The following is a 24,281-nucleotide window of genomic DNA, read 5'->3' on the forward strand; positions in this document are numbered from 1 at the left end:
CGACGAAGGTCGCCCGCGAAGAGACGGCGCCTTGCCATAGCGAAACCGCCCTGTCAAAAGCCGGGCGCATTTTTTCAAGTTTTGCAGACGGATTGACCCGTGACCGCTTCTTCCGACCAACCGACCCCCATGACTTTCACCGCGGCACCTGCGCTTTCCGGCACGATTAGCGTGCCGGGCGACAAGAGCATTTCGCACCGCTCGCTGATGCTTTCCGCGCTGGCCGTGGGCGAAAGTCATGTCGAAGGCCTGCTGGAGGGGGAGGATGTCCTGTCCACCGCCGCCGCCATGCGGGCGATGGGCGCGGACATCCGCAAGGACGCGGACGGCATCTGGCATATCCATGGCGTGGGCGTCGGCGGCCTGCTCCAGCCGACAAGTGCGCTCGACATGGGCAATAGCGGCACCTCAACCCGCCTGCTAATGGGCCTGGTCGCCAGCCATGCGATCACCGCTACCTTCGTGGGCGACGCCTCGCTCAGCAAGCGCCCCATGGCCCGCGTCACGGAACCGCTGTCCCGCATGGGCGCCAGCTTCACGACCAGTCCCGGCGACCGCCTGCCGCTCACCATGCGCGGGTCATGCCCGGCGGTGCCGCTCGACTATCGCCTTCCCGTCGCATCGGCGCAGGTCAAATCGGCGATCCTGCTCGCAGGCCTCAACGCCCCCGGCATCACCCGCGTGGTCGAACCGATCCCGACCCGCGACCATAGCGAACGCATGCTCAAGGGCTTCGGCGCTGACCTTCATGTCGAAACCGAAGCCGACGGCACCCGCATCATCACCCTCAGGGGCGAGGCGGAACTCCGCCCGCAATCGATCACGGTTCCCGGCGACCCCTCCTCCGCCGCCTTCCCGATGGTCGCGGCACTGCTGGTTCCGGGGTCGAAGGTCACCATCGCCAATGTCGGCCTCAACGCGACCCGCGCTGGCCTCATCGACCTGCTGCGCGAAATGGGCGGCGACATCGCCATCGAAAATCCCCGCGAAGTCGGCGGCGAGCCGGTTGGCGACCTCGTCATCACCGCGTCCGCTCTCAAAGGCGTGGAACCCGATCCGGCGCGCGCGCCATCGATGATCGACGAATATCCCGTGGCCTTCATCGCCGCCGCCTTCGCAGAGGGGCGCAGCACCTTCCGCGGCCTGGAGGAATTGCGCGTCAAGGAATCGGATCGCATCGCCACCATGGCTGCGGGCCTGCGCGCCATCGGCGTGACGGTGGAGGAATTGGAGGACGGCATCGTCATAGACGGCAGCGGCGGCGCTCTCCTGCCCGGCGGCGGCCCCATCGCCACCAGCCTCGATCACCGCATCGCCATGAGCTTCGCCGTCGCGGGCCTCGTGTCGAAGAAAGGCGTCACCATCGACGACATGCGCCCTGTCGCGACCAGCTTCCCCGGTTTCACCGGCCTGCTGCGGACATTGGGGGCCATGGCATGACGTTCGACCTCGCCAATATCATAGGCCTGATCGGCAGCGGCCTGATGGTCATCGCCTATGCCTACAGCAACATGGCGAAGGTGCTGAATTTCACCCTTTTCAACCTGCTGAACCTGTTCGGCGCGCTGCTGCTCATCTATTCGCTGACGGTTCATTTCAACGTCGCCTCGATGGCATTGGAAATCGTTTGGGCGTTCATCGCGCTCATCGGCCTCGCCAAAGCGCTGCGGAAAGGCAAAGCATCATGATCATCGCCGTCGACGGCCCCGCAGCATCGGGCAAGGGCACCATCGCCAAGGCGCTCGGCCGTCACTACGGGCTGCCCGTGCTCGACACCGGCCTGCTCTATCGGGCGGTCGGCCTGGCCGTGCTGAAGACCGGCGGCGATCCGGATCATGAGGCCGATGCTCTGGCCGCCTGCGCCTTCAAGGATGGCGTCCTGGCCGATCCCGCGCTGCGCAGCGAAGCGGTCGGCTCCCTGGCTTCCCGCGTCTCAATCCACCAGAGCGTCCGCCAGGCGTTGGTGAAACGCCAGCGCGACTTCGCGACCCAGCCAGGCGGCGCGATCCTAGACGGGCGCGATATCGCAACGGTCATCGCGCCCGACGCCGACGCCAAGATATTCGTCACCGCCAGCGTCCATGTCCGCGCCCAGCGCCGCTATGACGACGCCCTTTCGCATGGCGGCCACCCGGACATGGACAGCCTGATCGCGGATATCCAGGCCCGCGACACCCGCGACATGAGCCGCGATCACGCCCCGTTGCGCGTGGCCGATGGAGCAGACTTGCTCGACACCAGCAATTTGACTATAGACGCGGCCGTCCAGCAGGCCATTGCTCTGGTGGACGCCCAGTTGGAACGTCGGCGACAGGCCTGACGCGATGACGGCGCTTGGGGATTCCCATGCGCCCTTTTTGCTTTTCCACGGGGCGTCGACTCGTCACGGCCGAACGGATGTCCACGCGGTATTCGGCCGCGCGGGCGGTTGGGCCTGAAAGACCACCGGATACAACCGGTAGGCCAGCAATGACGAGTGAAGGACTTACACATGGCCTCTACGGCATTCCCCTCGCGCGACGATTTCGCCGCGCTTCTCAATGATTCTCTCGGTGGTGAGGATGGCGGCTTCGAAGGCCGCGTCGTCAAGGGCACCGTTACCGGCATCGAAAACGACATGGCGCTGATCGACGTCGGCCTGAAGTCGGAAGGCCGCGTGCCGCTGCGCGAATTCGCCGCGCCCGGTCAGAAGGCTGACCTGAAGGTCGGCGACGAAGTCGAAGTCTATGTCGACCGCGTCGAAAACGCCCATGGCGAAGCCATGCTGTCCCGCGACCGCGCCCGCCGCGAAGCCGCCTGGGACAAGCTGGAATCCGAATTCACCGAAAATGCCCGCGTCGAAGGCGTCATCTTCGGCCGCGTCAAGGGCGGTTTCACCGTCGACCTGGACGGCGCCGTGGCGTTCCTGCCCGGCTCGCAGGTCGATATTCGTCCGGTTCGCGACGTCACCCCACTGATGGACATTCCGCAGCCCTTCCAGATCCTGAAGATGGATCGCCGCCGCGGCAACATCGTCGTGTCGCGCCGCGCCATCCTGGAAGAAACCCGCGCCGAACAGCGCAGCGGCCTCATCCAGACGCTGGCCGAGGGCCAGATCATCGAGGGCGTGGTCAAGAACATCACCGACTACGGCGCGTTCGTCGATCTGGGCGGCATCGACGGCCTGCTGCACGTCACCGACCTGTCGTACAAGCGCATCAACCACCCGAACGAGATGATCAACATCGGCGACACCGTCCGCGTGCAGATCATCCGCATCAACCGCGACACCCAGCGCATCAGCCTGGGCATGAAGCAGCTTGAGAGCGATCCGTGGGAAGGCGCCGCCGCCAAGTACCCCGTCGGCGCGAAGCTGTCGGGCCGCGTCACGAACATCACCGAATATGGTGCGTTCGTCGAACTGGAAGCCGGCATCGAAGGCCTGGTCCACGTTTCGGAAATGTCCTGGACCAAGAAGAACGTCCACCCCGGCAAGATCGTTTCGACCAGCCAGGAAGTCGACGTCATCGTCCTGGAAGTCGATCCCGAAAAGCGCCGCATCTCGCTCGGCCTCAAGCAGGCCCAGAACAACCCCTGGGACAGCTTTGCCGAACGTCACCCGATCGGGTCGACCGTCGAGGGCGAAGTCAAGAACGCGACCGAATTCGGTCTGTTCATCGGCCTGGACGGCGACGTGGACGGCATGGTCCACATGTCGGACATCGCATGGGGCATTTCGGGCGAGGACGCGCTGGCCCTGCACCGCAAGGGCGAGACGGTTCAGGCCGTCGTTCTCGACATCGACGTCGAGAAGGAACGCATCAGCCTTGGCATGAAGCAGCTTGAGCGTGGCGGCCCGGCCGCTGGCGGCACCGCTGCTGCTGCTGCTGGCCTGAACAAGAACGCGATCGTCACCGTGACCGTTCTGGAAGTGCGCGACGGCGGTCTGGAAGTCCAGGCTGGCGAAGACGGCGCCGCCGGCTTCATCAAGCGCAGCGACCTTGGCCGCGACCGCGACGAGCAGCGTCCGGAGCGCTTCCAGGTCGGTCAGAAGTTCGACGCCATGGTCACCGGTTTCGACCGCGCCAAGAAGCCGACCTTCTCCGTCAAGGCGATGCAGATCGCCGAAGAGAAGCAGGCCGTCGCGCAATATGGTTCGTCCGACAGCGGCGCGTCGCTGGGCGACATCCTGGGCGAAGCGCTGAAGGCGAAGAGCGAAGGCTGATCTCCTTCGATATCTAACTTAAGTAATATGGCCCGCTGGAACTTTGCTCCAGCGGGCTTTTTCTATTCCCAAAATGAGAAAGTCGTACCGATATTGGCCGATTGTCACAGCCATGAGGATTCATTATAAATAAAGTGGGAACCAGAAGGGGGAGTCTGGAGGACCAATGATACGCTCGGAACTGATACAGAAATTGGCTGAGGAAAACCAAAACCTCAACCTCCAGGAAGTCGAAAGGATCGTCGATCTTTTCTTCAAAGAAATTGTCGATCGCCTTTCAACCGGCGGGCGCGTGGAGTTGCGCGGCTTCGGCGCGTTCACGACACGGGCGCGCGATGCGCGGACAGGACGGAATCCTCGGACTGGGGAGCAGGTTCCGGTAGATGCCAAGCGCGTTCCCTATTTCAAGCCGGGAAAGGAAATGCGGGAAAGGTTGAACGCGAAAGCCGCCGTCTGACTCAACCACATCCTTGACCTCCGTGTCGTTAGCCTTCAGGGGGTAACGGCCTGAGCGGACGTGGCGAAATCGGTAGACGCAGCGGACTTAAAATCCGCCTCCCCCTGGGAATGCGGGTTCAAGTCCCGCCGTCCGCACCAGGGCTTCTTCCGGGGACATATTTGCCCGGTCCCGACCTTATCGCTGGATATCCGCGGCTTTTATGGCGATGATCGGCCATGGCCGGCGCAATCAATCCACAAAGTTTCAGCGATTCCCTCGTCATCCTGGGAGCGGCCGGACTGGTCATTCCGGGTTTCGCCCGGTTCCGCATCAGCCCGGTCATCGGCTTCATCCTTGTCGGCCTGGCCGTGGGTCCGTCCGGGCTGGGCGCGCTGGTCGGCCAATATCCCTGGCTCTATCATGTGACCATCTCCAACAGGGCGGCGATAGAACCCTTCGCCGAACTTGGTGTCATTCTGCTCCTATTCTCCATCGGGCTGGAATTAAGTTTCCGCCGCCTCTGGACCATGCGAACCCAAGTATTCGGGGTCAGCGCCGCAGAATTGATCGGTGGTGCTACACTTATTTCACTTGGCCTTTACTTTCTCGGTCAGGCACCCGCCGGAGCCTTCGGCCTTGGCCTTGCGCTGGCGCTGTCCTCGACGGCGGTCGTGCTGCCGATGGTGGGCACGCAGAGCGCCGTCGGCCGCGCGGCCTTTTCCATGCTGCTTTTCGAGGATCTGGCGCTCGTCCCCATCATCTTCATGCTGGGCGCGCTGGCTCCCTCCGTCGCTGCCAGCCCTGACGGCCCCTGGAGCGAACTGGCCGACACGCTTCTCAAGAGCGGCATCACCATCGTCGTCATGCTGGTCCTGGGTCGCATCTGCCTGCCGCATATTTTCAGCCAGGCGGCGCGCACCAAGAGCCCTGAAGTATTCCTGGCCGCCAGCCTGCTGGTGGTCATCATCTCCAGCATGGCGACATCCATTGCGGGCCTGTCACCCATCGTCGGCGCACTTCTGGCGGGATTGCTGATCGCCGAAACCGACTATCATGGCGAGGTCGAGGTGATGACCGCGCCGTTCAAGGGGCTGGCGCTGGGCGTCTTCTTGATCACTGTGGGCATGGGACTGGATGTGCGCGTCATCCTGGCCAACTGGCCCAACCTCATATTGGCGATGGTGGGCGTCGTACTGGCCAAGACCGTCGTGACGGCGGCGCTGCTGTATATATCCGGAGCGAGGAAAGGGGTCGCGCTGGAGGTCGGCGTGCTGATGTCCAGCCCGTCGGAAACCACCCTCATTGTGCTTTCCGCGGCAGCGGCAGCGCAGTTGATATTGCCCTCCACCGCCGCATTCTGGCAGATCGTGACGGCGATCGGGCTTACCATCACGCCGCTGCTGGCGCGGCTGGGCCATGATATCGCCCGGCGACTGGAAATGGCGCTGGGGGAAGAGGCTTCGGAAATCGGCGAAGATCAGGCGGAGGCGGCGGCCGTCGTCATCGGCTTCGGGCGCGTGGGCCGGATGGTCTGCGACTTGCTCACCCTGCACAAGCAGCGCTTCATCGTTGTGGAATCAGACCCCGACGTCGTCGCGGAAGCCCGCCGCGCAGGCTACCCCATCCTGTTCGGCGACGTGTCGCGGACAGAGATGCTCGACAAGCTGCGGCTGGGGCATGCCAGGGCGCTGATCCTGACGATGGACGATCCTGTCCTGTCGGTGCGGGTGACGAAGCGCGTGCGCGGCTGGGTGCCCGACCTGCCCATCATCGCGCGCGCCAGGGATACCGATCATGCGGCGCAACTCTATCGGGCGGGGGCGAGCGACGCGGTTCCGGAGACGCTGGAAAGCTCCCTGCAACTGGCCGAAACGGCGCTGGTCGATCTGGGCGTGGCGATGGGGCCGGTGATCGCCTCCATCCACCAGACGCGGGAAGACCTGCGCATGGACATCAAGGACGCGGCGCAGATGGAAACCGCGCCCAAGCTGCGGCGGCTGCGGCAGGACGAGGTGCCTTAGGCCTCCTGCAGCGGGCTGAATACTGACCAGCCGGTGCGGCGAGCCAGTTCCTCCAGTGCCAATGTGCCGAGTTGGCTGTTACCGCTTTCATTCAGGCCGGGAGACCAGACCGCGATGGAGGCGCGACCAGGGACAACCGCCAATATGCCGCCGCCCACGCCCGATTTGCCGGGAATGCCGACGCGGAAGGCGAAATCGCCCGATGCGTCATAATGGCCGCAAGTCAGCATCAGCGCGTTGATCCGCTTGGCCCGGCTGGACGAAACGACCCGCCCGCCCTCCGGATGCTGGCCGTCGAGCATCAGATAGCGTCCGGCCAGGGCGAGTTGGCGACAGTTCATTTCGATGGCGCATTGGTGAAAATAAGTGCCGAGCACCAGATCGACTGGATGCCTGACATTACCGAAGGCGCGCATGTAATTGGCGAGGGCCATGTTGCGGAAACCGGTCGCGGTTTCGGAAGCGGCGACGGTTTCGTTGATGGCGATGCCGTCGTCCCCGGCAAGATAGCGAACGAAGCGGAGCATTTCACCGATGGCGACGCGGGGTTGATGGCCGCCCAGATTGACGTCCGCCACGACGATGGCGCCTGCGTTGATGAAGGGATTTCGCGGGATACCCCTTTCCTGCTCCAGTTGAACGATGGAGTTGAAGGCGTTGCCGGAGGGTTCCCGCCCTACCCTCTCCCAAAGCTGGTCCCCGACCTTGCCGAGCGCGAGGGTCAGGGCGAAGACCTTGGAGATGGACTGGATGGAAAAGCCCGTGCCGGAATCTCCGCCTTCGATCAGGCGGCCATCGGCGGTGGCTATGGTGATGCCGAACTGGCCGGGATCGACCTTCGCCAGTTCCGGGATGTAGCTGGCGACCGTGCCGCGATCTTCCCGGATCGCGGCCTGGGCGACGATGTCAGCGAGAATCGCGGGCAGGTCCATGGCTGGCCTCTTCTCCATCGCCATGCTGAATTCGTTTCAGCATCCATTTCTCTCCCATAAGCCAAGGCTCAATGCGGAGAAATAGCCCCCGAAACAAGTTCAGGGTGAGGACTATTGCAAAGAGCCTCTCAGGCGATAGGGAAGCGATCAGGCCGGGACGTTGGCGAGGGCCGCCTTGACCGCCTCAATCGCGGCTTCGGCCTTGTCGCCTTCGGGGCCGCCGCCCTGGGCCATGTCCGGGCGGCCGCCACCGCCCTTGCCGCCAAGCGCTTCCACGCCTGCGCGGACCAGATTGACGGCGCTGATCGTTCCCACAAGGTCGTCGGTGACGCCGACGGCGATGGTTGCGCGACCGTCGACCACGGCAAGGACAGCGGAGACGCCGCTGCCCAGGGTCGCCTTGTTCTGATCGACCAGGCCGCGCAGTTCCTTGGGATCGAGGCCGTCGATGACCTGGCCGATGAAATTCACCGAGCCGACTTTCTCAGGACCGGCGGCCTGGGCGGAGCCGCCGCCGCCGAGCGCCAGCGCCTTCTTCGCTTCGGCCAGTTCGCGTTCGAGCTTGCGGCTCTGTTCGACCAAAGCGGCAATACGGGCGGGCACTTCCTCCGGCGTCGTCTTGAGCGAGGCGGCGGACTGGCGCAGCCGATCCTCGCGGTCGGAGAGCCAGAGGCGCGCCGCCTCGCCGGTCAGCGCCTCGATACGGCGCACGCCGCTGGAAACCGCCGATTCCGAGATGATCTTGAAGACCGCGATATCGCCCGTGGCGCGGACATGGGTGCCGCCGCACAGTTCGACCGAATAGCTGTGCGCATCCCCCTTCCCCATGGAAAGGACGCGAACTTCGTCGCCATATTTTTCGCCGAACAGGGCCATGGCCCCCGCCTGGATCGCGTCGTTGGGGGTCATCAGGCGGGTCGTCACCGCTTCATTGTGGCGGACCTGTTCGTTCACATCGGCTTCGATGGCGGCGATCTGGCTATGGGTCAGCGCTTCGGGATGGGAGAAGTCGAAGCGCAGGCGATCCGGCGCGACGAGGCTGCCCTTTTGCGTGACATGCGCGCCGAGCCGGTTGCGCAGCGCCGCGTGCAGCAAATGGGTGGCGCTGTGGTTGGCGCGAATGCGGTCGCGGCGGTTCACGTCGACACTGAGGTGAACCGTGTCGCCCACCTTGACGCTGCCGGCGCCGATCTTCGCCCTATGGGCATGCAGGCGACCGAGCGGCTTGGCTGTGTCTTCCACATCCGCGACGAGGCCGGATTGCGAACTGATCGTGCCCGCGTCGCCCATCTGGCCGCCGCTTTCGCCGTAGAAAGGCGTCTGGTTGGTGACGATCAGGACCGTCTCACCCGCGCTTGCGCTGTCGAAGTTCACACCGTCCTTGACGATTGCCACGACCTCGCCCTCGCCCTCGGTCGAGTTGTAGCCGATGAATTCGGTGTTGCCGGTCTTTTCCGCGATGTCGAACCAGATTTCGTCCGACGCCTTTTCACCCGATCCCTTCCACGCGGCGCGGGCGGCAGCCTTTTGTTCGGCCATCGCCTTGTCGAAGCCGTCGCGGTCGACGCCGAGGCCGCGCGAGCGCAGCGCGTCCTCGGTCAGGTCGTAAGGGAAGCCATAGGTGTCGTAGAGCTTGAACGCGGTTTCGCCCGGCAGCGTGCCGCCTTCGCTGAGGTCGCCGGTCGCTTCGTCGAGCAGTTTCAGCCCCTTTTCCAGCGTCTGGCGGAAGCGGGTTTCCTCGCGCAGCAGGGTTTCCTCGATCAACGGCTGGGCGCGGACCAGTTCCTGATAGGCGCCGCCCATTTCGGAGACGAGGCTGGGCACCAGGCGATGCATCAACGGCTCCTTCGATCCGATGATGTGCGCGTGGCGCATGGCGCGGCGCATGATGCGGCGCAGGACATAGCCGCGGCCCTCGTTCGCGGGCAACACGCCGTCCGCGATCAGGAAGCTGGTGGAGCGCAGATGATCCGCGATGACGCGGTGGCTGGCCTGATGCTCGCCGTCGGTGGCGGTCCTGGTCAGCGCGCCGGATTCCTCGATCAGCGCCTTGAACGTGTCGGTGTCGTAATTATTGTGGACGCCTTGCAGCACCGCCGCGATGCGCTCCAGCCCCATGCCGGTGTCGATGCTGGGCTTGGGCAGTTCGCTGACGATCTCGTTCGCTTCCTGCTCATATTGCATGAAGACGAGGTTCCAGATTTCGACGAAGCGGTCGCCATCCTCCTCCGGGCTTCCCGGAGGGCCGCCCCAGATATGGTCGCCATGATCGTAGAAGATTTCCGAACAGGGACCGCAGGGGCCACTGTCGCCCATCGCCCAGAAATTATCCTTGGTGGGGATGCGGATGATCCGTTCTTCGGGCAGGCCCGCGATCTTCTTCCACAGGTCGAAGGCTTCGTCGTCCGTGTGGTAAACCGTCGCCGTCAGCTTTTCCGCCGGAAGGCCCCATTCCTTCGTCAGCAGGGTCCAGGCGTGGGTAATCGCCTGTTCCTTGAAATAGTCGCCGAAGCTGAAATTGCCCAGCATTTCGAAGAAAGTATGGTGGCGCGCCGTGTAGCCGACATTGTCGAGGTCGTTATGCTTGCCCCCGGCGCGGACCGATTTCTGGCTGCTGGTCGCGGTGGAATAAGGCCGGGATTCGAGGCCCGTGAAGACATTCTTGAACGGCACCATGCCCGCATTGACGAACATCAGCGTCGGGTCGTTGTGCGGCACCAGAGGGGCGGACGGAACGATGGTGTGGCCGTTGGCCCCGAAATAGTCGAGGAAGGAGCGGCGAATGTCGTTGGTCGAAGTCATGCGCGCGATTTAGTGGGAAGCGCTCCAACGCACAAGCGGGGCTTTTCGTCGTTTATCGGAATATCCGGTTGAGGGGGTGGCGGAGTGGGATGGGTGGCGGGGATATGGCTGATGTCGCGCATTTCCCCTCCACCCCTCGCTTCGCGAGCGGTCTCCCTCCCCATCTTGCGATGGGGAGGATTTTTTAGAGGGCCTTCGCCAAGGCTCTATATTTGTGGAGCAGGGGTTCGGTGTAGCCGTTGGGTTGGCTGACGCCTTCGAAGACCAGGGCACGGGCGGCTTGCCATGCTAGGCCTTCCGGATTGCCGCTCATCGGCGTGTAGAGCGGGTCACCTGCATTTTGGGCGTCGACCTTGGCGGCCATGCGGGTGAAGGCGGCATCGACCTGTTCCGCCGTGCAGACGCCGTGGAGCAACCAGTTCGCCATATGCTGCGAGGAAATGCGCAGCGTGGCGCGGTCTTCCATCAGGCCAATGTCGTGGATGTCGGGAACCTTCGAGCAGCCGACGCCCTGATCGATCCAGCGGACGACATAGCCCAGGATGCCCTGCGCATTATTGTCCAGTTCCTGGGCGATTTCCTCATCCGACCAGTTGCGGCCCTGCGCGACGGGGATCGTCAGCAGCTTGTCGAGCGGGGCGATGGCTTCCTTCGCGCGCTCATCCTGGCGGGCGAAGACGTCGACGCTGTGATAGTGAGTCGCATGCAGCGTCGCCGCCGTGGGGGACGGAACCCAGGCGGTGTTGGCGCCGCTGGTGGGATGGACGATCTTCTGGTCGAGCATGTCGGCCATGCGGTCCGGCGCGGCCCACATGCCCTTGCCGATCTGGGCGCGGCCCGACAGGCCGCAGGCGAGGCCGATCTGGACATTGCGATCCTCATAGGCCGTGATCCAGTCGCTGGTCTTCATCTCGCCCTTGCGGATCATGGGACCGGCGCGCATCGACGTGTGCATCTCGTCGCCCGTGCGGTCGAGGAAGCCGGTGTTGATGAAGACGATGCGGTCTTTCACCGCCGCGATGCAGGCGGCGAGGTTGGCGGAGGTGCGGCGTTCCTCATCCATGACGCCGACCTTCAGCGTATGGCGGCTGAGGCCCAGCAGGTCTTCGATGGCGTCGAACAGGCGGTTGGTGAAGCCGACTTCCTCCGGCCCGTGCATCTTGGGCTTGACGATATAGACGCTGCCGGCGCGGCTGTTGCCCCCTTCCCGCTTCAGATCGTGCAGGGCGATCAGGCTGGTGACGATGCCGTCGACTATGCCTTCGGGGGCTTGCGCGCCATCGGCCAGCAGGACGGCGGGCGTGGTCATCAGATGGCCGACATTGCGGACGAACAGCAGGCTGCGCCCCGGCAGGGTGAAGACGCCGCCCTTGGGCGCGACATAGCTGCGGTCGGGATTGAGGGCGCGGGTCATCATCGCGCCGTTCTTCTCGAACGTGTCGACAAGATTGCCCTGCATCAGGCCCAGCCAGTTGGAATAGGCGGCGACCTTGTCATCCGCGTCGACGGCGGCGACCGAATCCTCCAGATCGCAGATGGTGGTGAGCGCGGATTCCAGGATGATGTCGGCTATGCCCGCCGGATCGCCGCCGCCAATGGGGTGCGAACGGTCGATGACCAGTTCGATATGCAGGCCGTTATGGCGCAGCAGGATCGCCGTGGGATCTTCCGGAGCGCCGCGATAGCCGACGAAGCCATCCGCCTGGTCCAAGCTGGTCGCCACGACGCCGTGCCCGTCCTTGATATGCAGGTGCAGTTCGCCGTTCCAGACATGTAGCCGGACGATGTCGGACCAGCCCGCATGCCCCTTCAGCGGGACGGCGCGGTCCAGAAATGCCTTGGCCCAGGCGATGACCTGCGCGCCGCGCGCCGGGTCGTACCCCTTGCCCGAAGGCGCGCCGGGCAGCGCGTCAGTCCCGTAGAGCGCGTCGTACAGGCTGCCCCAGCGCGCATTGGCGGCGTTCAGCAGGAAGCGGGCGTTGAGGATGGGGACGACGAGTTGCGGCCCGGCCAGACGGGCGACTTCATCGTCGACATTCTCGCTGCCGATCTGGAACGGCGCGGGTTCGGGGACGAGATAATCGATCTGGCGCAGGAAGGCCTGATAGGCCGCGCTGTCGAAGGGCTGCCCCGCCCTTCCCTGATGCCAGGCGTCGATCTCCGCCTGGATCGCATCGCGCCGGGCGAGCAGGGCGGCGTTTTCCGGGGCGAATTTCGCGAAGATCGCGGCAGTGCCCTGCCAGAATGCGTCGGCGTCAATGCCGGTGCCGGGAAGCGCGCGCTCCTCGATGAAGGCGGCGAGTTGCGGCGCGACCTTCAGGCCTGCGCGCTCTGTCATGCTGGTCATGGGATGATCTCCTTTGCGGCGGACCATAGACGGATCGCATTATGGCGTGTAGAGGCCATTATTCGAATTCAGATTTTCCTCTGGTGAAACAAAAATGATGGACCCGGATTATGATCTGTTCGCGACCATCGTGGATGAAGGGGGCATGGCGGCGGCCGGGCGGCGGCTGAACATCTCCCCCGCCATGGTGTCGAAGCGGCTGGTGCGGCTGGAGGATCGGCTGGGGACGCGGCTGATTCACCGCACCACGCGACGCCTGGCGCTGACGCCCGCGGGCGAAAGGCTGCATGAGGATTTGCGCGGCATATTGGCGGCGCTGGACGAAGCGGAACGACGCGTGTCCGGCGCATCGGCGGAGGCGGCGGGAACGTTGAGGGTGACCGCGCCGACATCCTTCGGGCGGATGCATGTCGCGCCCCATCTGGCGCAGTTCCTGGAGGCGCATCCCAAGGTGCGGCTGCAGATCGACCTGTCGGACGATTATGCCGACCTGCTGGCGACGCGGGCGGACCTGGCCATCCGCATCACCGCCGATCCGGGGCCGGGACTGGCCGCGCACAGGCTGGCCACCAACCGGCGGGTGTTGTGCGCCGCCCCCAGCTATCTGGACCGGTTCGGAACGCCGCACGGAATTTCCGGCCTCAAGCGGCACCGCCTGCTCGCGGCGGAGGGGCAATTGCCCTGGCGACTGATCGGCCCCAGGGGCGCGGTCACGGTGGAGGGCAGCAGCCATGTCCGCACCAACAGCAGCGAAATGGTGCGCGAACTGGCGCTTTCGGGCATGGGAATCGCGCTACGCTCGCTCTGGGACGTGAGCGACGCGCTGGAAAGCGGCGATATTCGCCAGATCATGCCGGATCATGAAGGATCGGCGGATGTCGGCCTCTATGCCGTTCATTTGCCGCAAAATGTTCCGCCGCTCGCCATCAGCAGCTTCATCGATTTCCTGACCGGACTCTATGCCCCCCGCCCGCCCTGGGAACGGTCGGGCATTGCCCCTGCGGAAAAGCAACTCTAGAGGCATTTCATGGACGACAATACCCGCCGCGCAGCACTGGACTATCACCGCTATCCGCAACCCGGAAAGCTGAGGATCGAACCGACCAAGCGCATGGTCAACCAGCGCGACCTGGCGCTGGCCTATTCGCCCGGCGTCGCCGCGCCCTGCGTCGACATTGCCGAAGATCCCGAAAAGGCGATGGACTATACCGCGCGCGGCAATCTGGTCGCGGTGATCTCCAACGGGACGGCGGTGCTGGGGCTGGGCGCGATCGGCGCGCTGGCCTCCAAGCCGGTGATGGAGGGCAAGGCCGTCCTCTTCAAGAAATTCGCCGACATCGACGTGTTCGACATAGAGGTCGACACCACCGACCCGGAAAAGTTCATCGAGGCCGTCGCCCTGCTGGAACCGACCTTCGGCGGCATCAATCTGGAGGATATCAAGGCGCCCGAATGCTTCGCCATAGAGGCGGAGTTGAAGAAGCGGATGAACATCCCCGTCTTCCACGACGACCAGCATGGCACCGCCATCGTCGTCGCGGCGGCGGTGCGCAACGCGCTGGTGTTGCAGGGGAAGACGCTGGCGGATGCAAAGCTGGTGACGTCTGGCGCAGGGGCGGCGGCGCTGGCCTGCGTCGATCTGCTGGTGTCGATGGGACTGCCTATCGAGAATGTGACGCTGACCGACAAGGACGGGGTCATCCATTCGGGGCGGGAGGGCATGTTGCCCAACATGGCCCGCTATGCCCGCACCACCAATGCGCGCACCCTGCCCGACGTGCTGCCGGGGGCGAACCTGTTCCTGGGCCTGTCCGCGCCGGGCGTGCTGAAGCCGGAATGGCTGCCGTTGATGGCGCCCAATCCGCTGATCTTCGCGCTCGCCAATCCGGAGCCGGAAATCCGTCCGGAAGCGGCACGGGAAGCGCGGCCCGACGCCATCATCGCGACGGGGCGGTCGGACTATCCCAATCAGGTCAACAATGTCCTCTGCTTCCCCTATATTTTCCGGGGGGCGCTGGATGCGCGGGCGACCGAAATCAACGAGGCGATGAAGGTCGCCGCCGCCGACGCCATCGCCAACCTGGCCCGCATGCCCGCGCATGACAGCGTCGCGCAGGCCTATGGCGGGCGCAAGCTGGCGTTCGGGCCGGACTATATCATCCCCACGCCGTTCGACCCCCGGCTGATCGCGGAGATCGCCTGCGCCGTGGCAAAGGCGGCGATGGACAGCGGCGTCGCCAAGAAGCATCTCGATCTGGAAGCCTATAAGCGGCAGTTGACGCAGCAGAACGCCCGCTCCGCGCAACTGATGCTGCCGGTGTTCGAGGCGGCCCGTGGCGCCCAACGCCGCATCGCCTATGGGGAAGGCGAGGATGAGCGGGTGTTGCGCGCCATCCAGGACGCGCTGGACGAAGGCATCGTCCGCCCGGTGATCGTGGCGCGGCGGCGCATATTGGAACAGAAGCTGCCGGACATGGGCCTGCGGTTCCAACTGGACCGCGATGTCGAGGTGGTCGACCCGGAAACCGACCATCTGTTGATGGGCGAGCTGGTCGAGGGCTATCGCGCCGTCGCTGCGCGCAAGGGCGTGTCCGGGGCGGAGGTGGTGCGTCACGTCTACCGCCGGCCCAGCGTCACCGCCGCGATGCTGCTGCGCACCGGGCGGGTCGACGCCGCGCTGGTCGGCGGCAACAGCGATTATTGGGGCGAGGTCGAACATGCGATGCGCATCATCGACCGCACGCCGGGCAGCAGCCGCGTCTATGCGCTGTCGGGGCTGATCCTGGATGCGGGCGCGCTGTTCATCACCGACACCCATATGGTGCCCGATCCGACGCCGGATCAGATCGCCGAAATGGCGCTGCTGGGGGCGACGGAACTCAAGCATTTCGGGCTGACGCCACGTGTCGCCTTGCTGTCCCATTCCAATTTCGGGGCGTCCCATTCGCCCAGCGCCCGCAAGATGCGGGAGGCGTTCAAGTTGGTGAAACAGGCCGCGCCCGAATTGATGGTCGAGGGGGAAATGCATGCCGACGCGGCGTTGAGCCAGGGGCTGCGCGAGCGGCTGATCCCGGATTCTCGCTTCGAAGGGTCCGCCAATCTGCTGGTCATGCCCAATCTGGACGCGGCGAACATCACGCTGACGGCGCTGTCGGCTTCGTCCAGTTCGCCGACGGTGGGGCCGATGCTGGTGGGGCTGGCCCAGCCGATCCATGTGCTGACGCCGGGCGTCACGGCGCGGGGCATATTGAACCTGACCGCCATCGCCGCCGCTGAGGTCGAGCGCGAGGGGTGATGCTTAACCTTTTTATGAGACGGGCTGTTACTTGACTGGTGAGAACGTCATTCCCGCGAAGGCGGGAATGACAGCAGGGCGGACGGTTCATGGCGCGACAGGTTTCGACAGGGGTGAAGCTGGCCATCGGCGGCGGCGTGGCGGCGGTGGCGCTGCTGCTGGGCCTGTCCATGGGCCGCGGCAGCGATCTGCCGCCAATCCAGGCCAAGGTCGTTAAGGTCGTTCAGGCCAAGCCGGAAGCCAAACCCGCCAAGCCTGTCGAACGCACCCGCGCCCAGCCCGTGGCGGTCGATCCGCATGCGTTGATGGTGAAGCGCGTGCTGCCCATCGACGGTCCCTTCCGCCATGGCGATTATGTATGGGACGAGGGCGGCGCGCCTGCAAAGGGGCCGCTGATCGTCACCGTCGACCTCAAGGCCCAGACCCTGTCCGTCTTCCGCGCAGGCTATGAAATCGGATCGGCGGTCATCCTCTATGGCGCAGACGACAAGCCCAGCCCGCTCGGCGCCTTTCCGATCATCCAGAAGGATGCGGATCATTATTCCAGCACCTACAACAACGCGCCCATGCCCTATACGCTGCGGCTGACCAGCGACGGCGTGGCGATCCACGGCAGCGACGTGCAATGGGGCAGCGCCACCCATGGCTGCATCGGCGTGCCCAAGGCTTTCGCGAAGAAGCTGTTCGGCGTGGCGAAGCTGGGCGACCTGGTGGTCATCACCAACGGCAGGATGCTGGATACCAGCCAGGCAAGCTGAGATACGGCCTAACCTAATCAGGCTGGCATAGGGGATCGCCGCTTCCGTCTCGGGCCTGGAGGGCCGCAGCCGCGTCGCTCGCCATGCGGGGAAAGCTGACGCCTTCGAGCGTGCCGCGCCCCTTGCAGACGTCCGCGCATTTCATGTCGACCACGCCGGGCAGCGATATCTGGTCGCCGTCATATTGCGCCACGACGATGCAATGGTCGGTGCGAGAAAAGTTGAGGATCAGCTTGTCGCCCGCCCGCCGGGCCGTGCCCCTGCCCGCGCAGCTCTGATCCTCGCCGAAGGTCGCCTCCAGGCCGAAGCGATAGTCGCCGTTCCGGGCCGGGATCACGCAGAAGGCGTCGCGGCCAGCCTCATGATTGCGTTGGTAGAGGCCGATGGCAGGCAGCTTCGCCGCGTCCGCGATCACGCCGGTTTCGATGGCGGCGCGTTCCAGGCCGGAGCCGGTCTGGATGCCTGTTTCATGCGAACCCGGCGCGGACGCGGCCTCGCGCTGACAGGCCGCGAGCAGCAACAGCGCAAAAAGATTAGTCAGCCGCATCGACAGGCGTAAGGCCTTCCGGGCCGATGCGGCGGAAGAAGCAGGAGCGCGCACCCGTGTGGCAGGTGGGACCGGCCGGAACCGCCTTCACCCAGACCGCATCCTGGTCGCAATCGATGCGGATATCGCGGACTTCCAGCATATGGCCCGACGTCTCGCCCTTCTTCCAGAGGGACTGGCGGCTGCGCGACCAGAAATGAGCGAGGCCGGTGTCGACGGTGAGCTTCAGCGCCTCCGCATTCATATGCGCGACCATCAGCAGTTCGCCGCTGTCCACATCGGTGACGGCGGCAGTGATCAGGCCGTCCCGGTCATATTTCGGATTGAGGGTCAGGCCCTTGTCGCGCGCTTCATCCATGAGCGGGCTATAGAGGCCGCAGGGCTTCATGCGAAGCCCGATTGTCACGGGACTGGGAAGAAAATGGGGCGATCGACGGGATCCGAACCCGCGACCTCCGGTACCACAAACCGGCGCTCTAACCAACTGAGCTACGATCGCCACAAGGGGCCGTGCCCCTGAGAGAAGGGCCACATATGCGGCCCATCCCGCGCCGTCAAGCGGGTGCATGCGGAAAATGGCGCGAGGGAAAAATAAAAGAGAAAAGGGGCGAAGAGCTTCGCGCCCCCGCCCCTTTTCACGCCTCTCGAAATCAGCGCGCGCATCGAAGTGGACCTTCCTGTCGCTGCGCCATTCTCTCCTTAAAAACTTCCGCCAACCGCGACGCCGGCTCAAAAGAACGGAATGGGCGCCCTTCGTTGGAAGAGCGCCCCAAAAATCCTTAGTTGACCGAGTCCTTCAGACCCTTGCCCGCCTTGAACTTCGGCTGGGCGGAAGCCTTGATCGTCATCGTTTCGCCGGTGCGCGGGTTGCGACCGGTAGAGGCCTTGCGCTGAGAAACGGAGAAAGTGCCGAAACCGACCAGGCGCACTTCGTCGCCCTTCTTCAGCGCGCCGGTGATCGCGTCGAAAACGCCCTCTACCGCCTTGCTGGCGTCGCTCTTGGAAAGGCCGCTGCTTTCAGCGACAGCGCCGATAAGATCCTGCTTGTTCATGCCTTGGGAACCCCCTTCTAGCTGTTTGGATAACTTAGGAATCGCGGCGTAGGCGGGGCAATAAGGCCCAGCTTTCGGGGCTTGTCAAAGGGAAAGCTGCATCGACGGCTACTCAGGCGAGATTTTCGGTGAAAACCCTGCCGAATAGCCGTCGAAACGGGCGTTCGCCGGTCGTGTCAGTGCCGGATGGAGGCTTCCCCGTCGCGCCCTTGGGCGGGACTCGGCTGGGCGGCGAGATCGTCTTCCTCGGTCCAGGCGATCGCCTCCGGCTTTGTCACCAGGGCGCGAGCCAGCACCTCGTCCACATGGGACACGGGAACGATCTCCAGCCCTTCCTTGATATTGGCCGGAATCTCCGCGAGATCCTTCTCATTCTCGGCCGGGATCAGCACCGTCTTGATGCCGCCGCGCAGCGCCGCGAGCAGCTTTTCCTTGAGGCCGCCAATAGGAAGTACGCGACCGCGCAGCGTCACTTCGCCAGTCATCGCCACATCCTTGTGCACCGGAATGCCGGTCAGCGTCGACACGATGGTCGTGACCATGCCGATGCCCGCCGACGGACCATCCTTAGGCACCGCGCCTTCGGGAAGGTGGATGTGGATGTCCTTGCGGGTGAAGATGCTGGGCTTGATCCCGTAACCGGGCGAGCGCGCCTTCACATAGGAGAAGGCCGCCTGCACGGACTCGTTCATGACCTCGCCCAGCTTGCCGGTGGTCCTGATCGCGCCCTTGCCGGGCACGGTCACGGCCTCGATCGTCAGCAGTTCGCCGCCCACCTCGGTCCAGGCCAGGCCCGTCACAGCGCCGATCTGATGCTCCTCCTCGCCCACGCCGTGGCGGAATTTCCGCACCCCGGCATAGTCGGCCAGATTGTCCGGCGTGATCGTCACCTTGTCATAGGCGCCTTCGAGGATCTTGCGCAGCGCCTTGCGAGCGAGGCGCGCCACTTCGCGCTCCAGCGTGCGGACGCCGGCTTCGCGGGTATAATAGCGGATCAGGTCGCGGACCGCTTCCTCGGTGACGTCAAGTTCGCCTTCCTTGAGGCCGTGGGCGTCGATCTGCTTGGGCAGCAGGTGCCGCTGCGCGATCTCCACCTTCTCGTCCTCGGTATAGCCTTCCAGCCGGATGATCTCCATGCGGTCGAGCAAGGGCTGAGGCAAATTCAGGGAGTTGGCGGTCGTCACAAACATCACGTCTGAAAGATCGACATCGATCTCCAGATAATGATCCTGGAACTTGCTGTTCTGTTCGGGGTCCAGCACTTCCAGCAGCGCGGAGGCCGGATCGCCTCGGAAATCCTGGCCCAGCTTGTCGATCTCATCCAGCAGGAAGAGCGGGTTCATCGTCCCGGCCTTCTTGAGGTTGGTGACGATCTTGCCCGGCAGCGAGCCGATATAGGTCCGCCTGTGGCCCCGGATTTCCGCTTCGTCGCGCACGCCGCCCAGCGACTGGCGCACGAATTCGCGGCCCGTCGCCTTGGCGATGCTGCGGCCGAGCGACGTCTTGCCGACGCCCGGCGGGCCGACGAGGCACAGGATCGGGCCTTTCAGCTTGTTGGTGCGCGCCTGCACGGCGAGATATTCGATGATCCGGTCCTTGACCTTCTCCAGCGCGAAATGATCCTCGTCCAGGATCGCCTGCGCCTTTTTGAGGTCGGTCTTGACCTTGCCCTTCTTGCCCCAGGGCAGGCCGAGCAGCACGTCGAGATAGTTGCGCACCACCGTCGCTTCGGCGGACATGGGCTGCATGCCCTTGAGCTTCTTCAGTTCCGCCGTCGCCTTGGCGCGGGCTTCCTTGCTCAGCTTGGCCTTGGCGATCTTCTCGGTCAGTTCGGCGAGTTCGTCGCCTTCCTCGCCCTCGCCATTGCCCAGTTCGCGCTGGATCGCCTTCAACTGCTCGTTCAGATAATATTCGCGCTGGGTCTTCTCCATCTGCCGCTTCACGCGGCCGCGAATCTTCTTTTCGACCTGGAGCACGCCCAGTTCGCCCTCCATGAAGGCGAAGACCATCTCCAGCCGCTTGACCGGATCGGCCTCGACCAGCAGCGACTGCTTGTCGGCGACCTTGACGTTGATGTTGGCGGCGATGGCGTCGGCCAGGCGACCTGCATCCTCGATCTCGCGCAACTGCACCGGGGTTTCGGCGGGCAGCTTCTTGTTGAGCTTGGCGTAATTTTCGAACTGTTCGGCGACCGAACGCATCAGCGCGGCGGCTTCCGGTCCTTCGGCGGGCAGTTCCTCGACCGCGCTCACGTTCGCGTTCATATGCCCTTCGGCCGGGCTGAGACCGTCGAGGCGCGCGCGCTGCTTGCCCTCCACCAGCACGCGGACGGTGCCGTCGGGCAGTTTCAGCAGTTGCAGCACCACCGCGATGACGCCGGTATCGTAGAGCGAATCCTGACCCGGATCATCCTCTGCGGGATCGAGCTGGGAAACGAGGAAGATTTCCTTGTCGCCCTCCATCGCCGCTTCGAGCGCGGACACGCTTTTGTCGCGGCCCACGAACAGCGGCACGATCATCTGCGGGAAGACGACGATGTCGCGCAGGGGAAGAAGGGGATATTGCGTAGTCATTCACTCTCCGGGGCGGTCATTCAGCCCAATGATGCGGTTCATCGTCTTTATGGGGAGAGTCGCCGCATCGTTCAATCATGGCTTGTAGGATCGCAATGATGAATAAGCGCTGATCCTGCCGCAATTTTGTCTCAGAAAGGCAGCTTGAAGCCCGGCGGCAGCGGCAGCCCGGCGGTCATCTTGCCCATTTCGGCGTTGGAGACTTCGTCCGCCTTCTTGCGCGCATCGTTGAACGCGGCGGTGATCAAATCCTCCAGCATCTGCTTTTCGCTGGGAGCGAGCAGGCTGTCGTCGATGGCGACGCCCAGGATGCGGCCCTTGGCCGAGGCGCGGACCTTCACCAGGCCACCGCCCGCGCTGCCCTCGACCTCCAGCTTGTCGAGATTGTCCTGGGCGCGTTGCAGTTCCTCCTGCACGCGGCTGGCCATTCCCAGAATTTCATTCAAATCTTTCATCGCTCTGCGCTCCATTGTTCAAGCTCATCGCTAAGCTCTGCATCGGGGAAGGCAGTCAACGCCGCCTTGACCACCGGGGTTTCCATGATGGCGGCGCGGGCGTCTTCGCGCTGCCGGTTTTCCTGCTCCATCAGGGTGGGCGCCACCGGGCCTTCGGCCTGCCGCACCTGCCAATGGACGCCGGTAATGTCTTTCAGCGCCCGCGCCGTTTCGCGGAAAAAATCGCCCTCACCATGCCAGGGGTCGGTCAGGCGGATTTCCAGCAGGGGCGGCGCATAGTGGGAAAGGCCCGCGCAATCCTTGAGATGCTGGGACAATTGCCCCCTGCCCCGGCGGTAGAGCAGTTCGATCAGATCTTCGAAACTGGCGGGAAGCTGCGCGGATGGGGCGTCTGACGGGACCGATTGCGACGTCTGGCCTGGGGCCGCGGCGGCGGGCGCGCCTTCGCGGAGCAGGCGGGCGACCTCGCCCGGATCGGGCATGGTCGCGGCGTGCATCACGCGGAGCAGCGCCATTTCGCAGCTTTCGATGGGAAGCACGGCGCTGGCCACCTCATCATGGCCCTTGAGCAGAAGCTGCCAGAGGCGGTGGAGCGGCGCGAAGCCCAGTTGCGAGGCCCAATCGGCCAGCGCCTCCCGTTCCTCGGCGGACTGGCCGGGATTGGCGATGTCGCGGCCAGCCTTCACCAGCGTGACAGCGTGGACCAGTTCGAGCAGGCCGCGCATCAGGGAGAGCGGTTCCACGCCCAGCGCATATTGGTCGCGCACCGCGCCCAGCAGCGCGCCGGTGTCCCCCTCCAGCAGCAGTCCGAGCAGGCGGCGGGTTGCGCCTCTATCCGACAGGCCCAGCATGTCGCGCACCTGCGCGGCGGTGACGAGCGGCGCGCCTTCGCCCATTTCCGCATGGGCGATGGCCTGATCGAGGATCGATAGACCGTCGCGGGCCGAGCCTTCGGCGGCCTGTGCGATGAGGGCCAGGGCATCAGGCTCGGCGGCGACCGCCTCTGCCTCGACCACATGAGCGAAGTGGGCGGCCAGCAGTTCCGCCGGAATGCGGCGCAGGTCGAAGCGCTGGCAGCGGGAGAGGACCGTCACCGGCACCTTGTTCACTTCGGTCGTGGCGAAGAGGAATTTCACATGGGCCGGGGGTTCCTCCAGCGTCTTGAGAAGTGCGTTGAACGCGTTCTTCGAGAGCATGTGAACTTCGTCGATGATGTAGATCTTGTAGCGGGCGGAGACGGCGGCATAGCGCACCGCCTCTATGATTTCCCGCACATCGTCGACGCCGGTGTGGCTGGCGGCGTCCATTTCGACCACGTCGATATGGCGGCCCTCCGCAATCGCCATGCAGGGTTCACAGACGCCGCAGGGATCGATGGTCGGGCCGCCCTGCCCGTCCGAGCCGATGCAGTTCAATGCTTTCGCGATCAGGCGGGCGGTGGAGGTTTTCCCCACGCCGCGCACGCCGGTCATCAGGAAGGCGTGGGCCAGCCGTCCCCGGCGGATCGCATTGGCCAGCGTCTGGACCATGGCGTCCTGCCCGATCAGTTCCCGGAAATTGCGCGGGCGATATTTGCGCGCAAGGACGCGATAGGGCTGGGGGGAATCGGACATTCGAATCTTCTAGCCGTTCGTGCGCGGCTTGGCGACCCGAAGGGAAGCCTCCTTCGTTTCAATATCGAAAGAAGACGCGGGGTTCGACAGGCTGGGCCCGAACGGGGTTTTATGGAGGTGGGAGCCGGAACGACCCGCAGCGAAATCACTGTGGCTGCTTCCGTCAGGACCTGACCAGGTTCGCGACGACTACGTCCGCCCGACTCCCGGCGCGGCATATGGCGAAAGGCGGGGGGGATGGCAAGGGGTTAAGGGATCGGCCGGATAAGCGCTTCCCGTGCTCCTGCGCAGGAGCACATTGCTTTCCTTACCGGCCTACTCCAACCCCGTCTTTTGCGCCTTGCCGACGAAATCCAATGCAGCGCGGGCGGTTTCGGCTATGGCGGCCTCGGCAGCCTTCGCATCGACCGTGGGTCGGTCGAGATAGATGGCGAGTATATATTCCTCGCCCGAAGGCGCCTTCACCAGCGCGACGTCATTATAGGCGGTGCCGCATGTTCCGGTCTTGCTGCCGGAGGTCCAGTCCTTGGGCAGTCCCGCCTTGATGCGGTTGCCGCCCGTGCTGCTGGCGTTCAGCCAGCCGCGCAGCCTGGCGGCGCTTTCCGGCTTCAAATCAGTGAAGATCAGGCGGCGCATCAACCCGGCCATGGCGGCGGGGCTGGTGGTGTCGCGCTCGTCGCCCTCGGCATTTTCGTTGAGCGCCGGTTCGGTGCGGTCGAGGCGCGTCACATTGTCGCCATGGGCGCGAACATATCGGGTGAAGCCTTCCGGGCCGCCGATCATCGGCAGCAGCAGGTTGGCGGCGCTGTTGTCGCTGACCTCCACGGCGGCGGCGGCCAGTTCCTCCATCGACATGCGGCCGCGCCTGGCGTTCTTCTTGACCACCGGGGCATGGTCGAGCAGATCGGCCTTGGTGAAGCCGATCTGGCCTTCCAGCCCGAATTTATTGCCTTCCGCACCGGACAGGACGGCCGCGGCGAGCGGAGCCTTGAAGGTCGAACACATGGCGAAACGCTCGTCGCGGTTGAAGCCAAGGATCAGCGCGCCCTTGCTGTCGACCAGCGCCACGCCCAGGCGACCGCCGCTTTCGCTTTCGATCTCCTTGGGATTGCGAACCGACTTCATGGCGGATTCGCTCACCATATAGCGGGGCGGCGGCGGCAGCAGCGACTGGCGCGGCGCTTCCTGCTGCGCCGATGCCGGGCCGGCGAGCAGCAGGGCCGCAAGGAGCATGCGTCTGGGC

19 protein-coding genes, 2 tRNA genes and 1 other RNA gene are annotated in these 24,281 nt (G+C 64.6%); 10 read left to right on the forward strand and 12 right to left on the reverse strand.

What is annotated here, in order from left to right; all coding sequences use genetic code 11:
• The first annotated feature begins 129 nt into the window (after positions 1-129).
• The 7 genes from aroA to BV95_RS04195 all read left to right on the forward strand — a co-directional run bounded on the left by aroA (position 130) and on the right by BV95_RS04195 (position 6,664).
• The gene (gene aroA / locus BV95_RS04165; RefSeq protein ID WP_174544420.1) at positions 130-1,440 is read left to right on the forward strand and encodes a 3-phosphoshikimate 1-carboxyvinyltransferase; all 1,311 of its coding nucleotides are present in this window, start codon (positions 130-132) and stop codon (positions 1,438-1,440) included.
• The gene (locus BV95_RS04170) at positions 1,437-1,688 is read left to right on the forward strand and encodes a CBU_0592 family membrane protein (protein ID WP_013846611.1); all 252 of its coding nucleotides are present in this window, start codon (positions 1,437-1,439) and stop codon (positions 1,686-1,688) included. Before aroA ends, BV95_RS04170 begins: the two co-directional genes overlap by 4 nt.
• Complete coding sequence (gene cmk, locus BV95_RS04175) at positions 1,685-2,320, forward strand: (d)CMP kinase (RefSeq protein WP_037447829.1); 636 nt, start codon at positions 1,685-1,687, stop codon at positions 2,318-2,320. The genes BV95_RS04170 and cmk overlap by 4 nt, the downstream gene beginning before the upstream one ends.
• A gap of 171 nt (positions 2,321-2,491) precedes the next feature.
• Positions 2,492-4,204: a 30S ribosomal protein S1 gene (gene rpsA / locus BV95_RS04180; protein ID WP_013846609.1), complete on the forward strand. Its 1,713-nt coding sequence runs from the start codon at positions 2,492-2,494 to the stop codon at positions 4,202-4,204.
• Between the two features lie 166 nt (positions 4,205-4,370).
• Positions 4,371-4,661: an integration host factor subunit beta gene (locus BV95_RS04185; protein ID WP_013846608.1), complete on the forward strand. Its 291-nt coding sequence runs from the start codon at positions 4,371-4,373 to the stop codon at positions 4,659-4,661.
• A 54-nt stretch (positions 4,662-4,715) separates the two neighbouring features.
• Positions 4,716-4,801, forward strand: a tRNA-Leu gene (locus tag BV95_RS04190).
• A gap of 78 nt (positions 4,802-4,879) precedes the next feature.
• Positions 4,880-6,664: a cation:proton antiporter domain-containing protein gene (locus BV95_RS04195; protein ID WP_037447831.1), complete on the forward strand. Its 1,785-nt coding sequence runs from the start codon at positions 4,880-4,882 to the stop codon at positions 6,662-6,664.
• Here BV95_RS04195 and BV95_RS04200 read toward each other — a convergent pair.
• The 3 genes from BV95_RS04200 to BV95_RS04210 form a co-directional block, all read right to left on the reverse strand.
• Complete coding sequence (locus tag BV95_RS04200; protein WP_037447833.1) at positions 6,661-7,596, reverse strand: glutaminase; 936 nt, start codon at positions 7,594-7,596, stop codon at positions 6,661-6,663. The two genes, BV95_RS04195 and BV95_RS04200, sit on opposite strands and share 4 nt — an antisense overlap.
• Positions 7,597-7,743: 147 nt before the next feature.
• Positions 7,744-10,398, reverse strand: a complete 2,655-nt coding sequence (gene alaS / locus BV95_RS04205) for an alanine--tRNA ligase (RefSeq protein WP_037447835.1) — start codon at positions 10,396-10,398, stop codon at positions 7,744-7,746.
• Between the two features lie 184 nt (positions 10,399-10,582).
• A complete protein-coding gene (locus BV95_RS04210; RefSeq protein ID WP_037447838.1) occupies positions 10,583-12,745 on the reverse strand; it encodes a malate synthase G in 2,163 nt (720 codons plus the stop codon).
• A 94-nt stretch (positions 12,746-12,839) separates the two neighbouring features.
• Between BV95_RS04210 and BV95_RS04215 the strand changes: the two genes are divergently transcribed.
• The 3 genes from BV95_RS04215 to BV95_RS04225 all read left to right on the forward strand — a co-directional run bounded on the left by BV95_RS04215 (position 12,840) and on the right by BV95_RS04225 (position 16,798).
• Positions 12,840-13,763, forward strand: a complete 924-nt coding sequence (locus tag BV95_RS04215; RefSeq protein ID WP_037447840.1) for a LysR family transcriptional regulator — start codon at positions 12,840-12,842, stop codon at positions 13,761-13,763.
• A gap of 9 nt (positions 13,764-13,772) precedes the next feature.
• Complete coding sequence (locus BV95_RS04220; RefSeq protein ID WP_037447844.1) at positions 13,773-16,040, forward strand: NADP-dependent malic enzyme; 2,268 nt, start codon at positions 13,773-13,775, stop codon at positions 16,038-16,040.
• An 89-nt stretch (positions 16,041-16,129) separates the two neighbouring features.
• Entirely contained in the window at positions 16,130-16,798 is a 669-nt protein-coding gene (locus BV95_RS04225; RefSeq protein WP_174544419.1) for a L,D-transpeptidase family protein, read from the forward strand.
• Between the two features lie 13 nt (positions 16,799-16,811).
• On the opposite strand, the gene BV95_RS04230 is transcribed toward BV95_RS04225, so the two are convergent.
• From BV95_RS04230 to blaSGM, 9 genes are all read right to left on the reverse strand, one after another.
• Positions 16,812-17,345, reverse strand: a complete 534-nt coding sequence (locus tag BV95_RS04230) for a hypothetical protein (protein ID WP_037447848.1) — start codon at positions 17,343-17,345, stop codon at positions 16,812-16,814.
• Positions 17,332-17,751: a phosphoribosyl-AMP cyclohydrolase gene (gene hisI / locus BV95_RS04235; RefSeq protein WP_156028565.1), complete on the reverse strand. Its 420-nt coding sequence runs from the start codon at positions 17,749-17,751 to the stop codon at positions 17,332-17,334. The genes BV95_RS04230 and hisI overlap by 14 nt, the downstream gene beginning before the upstream one ends.
• A 16-nt stretch (positions 17,752-17,767) precedes the next feature.
• Positions 17,768-17,844, reverse strand: a tRNA-His gene (locus BV95_RS04240).
• Positions 17,845-18,124: 280 nt separating this feature from the next.
• Positions 18,125-18,397 (reverse strand): HU family DNA-binding protein, encoded by a 273-nt coding sequence (locus BV95_RS04245; protein ID WP_013846598.1) that lies wholly within the window; start codon positions 18,395-18,397, stop codon positions 18,125-18,127.
• Positions 18,398-18,573: 176 nt separating this feature from the next.
• On the reverse strand, positions 18,574-20,970 hold the full coding sequence (gene lon / locus BV95_RS04250; RefSeq protein ID WP_037447851.1) for an endopeptidase La: 2,397 nt from the start codon (positions 20,968-20,970) through the stop codon (positions 18,574-18,576).
• Positions 20,971-21,101: 131 nt separating this feature from the next.
• Positions 21,102-21,425, reverse strand: a complete 324-nt coding sequence (locus BV95_RS04255) for a YbaB/EbfC family nucleoid-associated protein (RefSeq protein ID WP_037447853.1) — start codon at positions 21,423-21,425, stop codon at positions 21,102-21,104.
• Positions 21,422-23,038 (reverse strand): DNA polymerase III subunit gamma/tau, encoded by a 1,617-nt coding sequence (locus BV95_RS04260; RefSeq protein WP_037447855.1) that lies wholly within the window; start codon positions 23,036-23,038, stop codon positions 21,422-21,424. The genes BV95_RS04255 and BV95_RS04260 overlap by 4 nt, the downstream gene beginning before the upstream one ends.
• Positions 23,039-23,151: 113 nt before the next feature.
• Positions 23,152-23,249, reverse strand: an RNA gene (gene ffs, locus BV95_RS22960) — signal recognition particle sRNA small type.
• Positions 23,250-23,353: 104 nt separating this feature from the next.
• On the reverse strand, positions 23,354-24,271 hold the full coding sequence (gene blaSGM / locus BV95_RS04265; RefSeq protein ID WP_051749618.1) for an SGM family class A beta-lactamase: 918 nt from the start codon (positions 24,269-24,271) through the stop codon (positions 23,354-23,356).
• Positions 24,272-24,281: the final 10 nt, after the last annotated feature.

The sequence above is a fragment of the Sphingobium chlorophenolicum genome (genome assembly GCF_000722875.1).
In the GTDB taxonomy this organism is placed as follows: domain Bacteria; phylum Pseudomonadota; class Alphaproteobacteria; order Sphingomonadales; family Sphingomonadaceae; genus Sphingobium; species Sphingobium chlorophenolicum.

What these genes read in the sequence shown, in the direction of transcription:
- lon (WP_037447851.1), bottom strand. Translation starts at nt 20,970, where the DNA reads ATGACTACGCAATATCCCCTTCTTCCCCTGCGCGACATCGTCGTCTTC.
- BV95_RS04170 (WP_013846611.1), top strand. Translation starts at nt 1,437, where the DNA reads ATGACGTTCGACCTCGCCAATATCATAGGCCTGATCGGCAGCGGCCTG.
- blaSGM (WP_051749618.1), bottom strand. Translation starts at nt 24,271, where the DNA reads ATGCTCCTTGCGGCCCTGCTGCTCGCCGGCCCGGCATCGGCGCAGCAG.
- BV95_RS04220 (WP_037447844.1), top strand. Translation starts at nt 13,773, where the DNA reads ATGGACGACAATACCCGCCGCGCAGCACTGGACTATCACCGCTATCCG.
- alaS (WP_037447835.1), bottom strand. Translation starts at nt 10,398, where the DNA reads ATGACTTCGACCAACGACATTCGCCGCTCCTTCCTCGACTATTTCGGG.
- rpsA (WP_013846609.1), top strand. Translation starts at nt 2,492, where the DNA reads ATGGCCTCTACGGCATTCCCCTCGCGCGACGATTTCGCCGCGCTTCTC.
- aroA (WP_174544420.1), top strand. Translation starts at nt 130, where the DNA reads ATGACTTTCACCGCGGCACCTGCGCTTTCCGGCACGATTAGCGTGCCG.
- BV95_RS04255 (WP_037447853.1), bottom strand. Translation starts at nt 21,425, where the DNA reads ATGAAAGATTTGAATGAAATTCTGGGAATGGCCAGCCGCGTGCAGGAG.
- BV95_RS04215 (WP_037447840.1), top strand. Translation starts at nt 12,840, where the DNA reads ATGATGGACCCGGATTATGATCTGTTCGCGACCATCGTGGATGAAGGG.
- BV95_RS04195 (WP_037447831.1), top strand. Translation starts at nt 4,880, where the DNA reads ATGGCCGGCGCAATCAATCCACAAAGTTTCAGCGATTCCCTCGTCATC.
- BV95_RS04200 (WP_037447833.1), bottom strand. Translation starts at nt 7,596, where the DNA reads ATGGACCTGCCCGCGATTCTCGCTGACATCGTCGCCCAGGCCGCGATC.
- BV95_RS04245 (WP_013846598.1), bottom strand. Translation starts at nt 18,397, where the DNA reads ATGAACAAGCAGGATCTTATCGGCGCTGTCGCTGAAAGCAGCGGCCTT.
- BV95_RS04260 (WP_037447855.1), bottom strand. Translation starts at nt 23,038, where the DNA reads ATGTCCGATTCCCCCCAGCCCTATCGCGTCCTTGCGCGCAAATATCGC.
- cmk (WP_037447829.1), top strand. Translation starts at nt 1,685, where the DNA reads ATGATCATCGCCGTCGACGGCCCCGCAGCATCGGGCAAGGGCACCATC.
- BV95_RS04225 (WP_174544419.1), top strand. Translation starts at nt 16,130, where the DNA reads ATGGCGCGACAGGTTTCGACAGGGGTGAAGCTGGCCATCGGCGGCGGC.
- BV95_RS04210 (WP_037447838.1), bottom strand. Translation starts at nt 12,745, where the DNA reads ATGACCAGCATGACAGAGCGCGCAGGCCTGAAGGTCGCGCCGCAACTC.
- BV95_RS04185 (WP_013846608.1), top strand. Translation starts at nt 4,371, where the DNA reads ATGATACGCTCGGAACTGATACAGAAATTGGCTGAGGAAAACCAAAAC.
- BV95_RS04230 (WP_037447848.1), bottom strand. Translation starts at nt 17,345, where the DNA reads ATGCGGCTGACTAATCTTTTTGCGCTGTTGCTGCTCGCGGCCTGTCAG.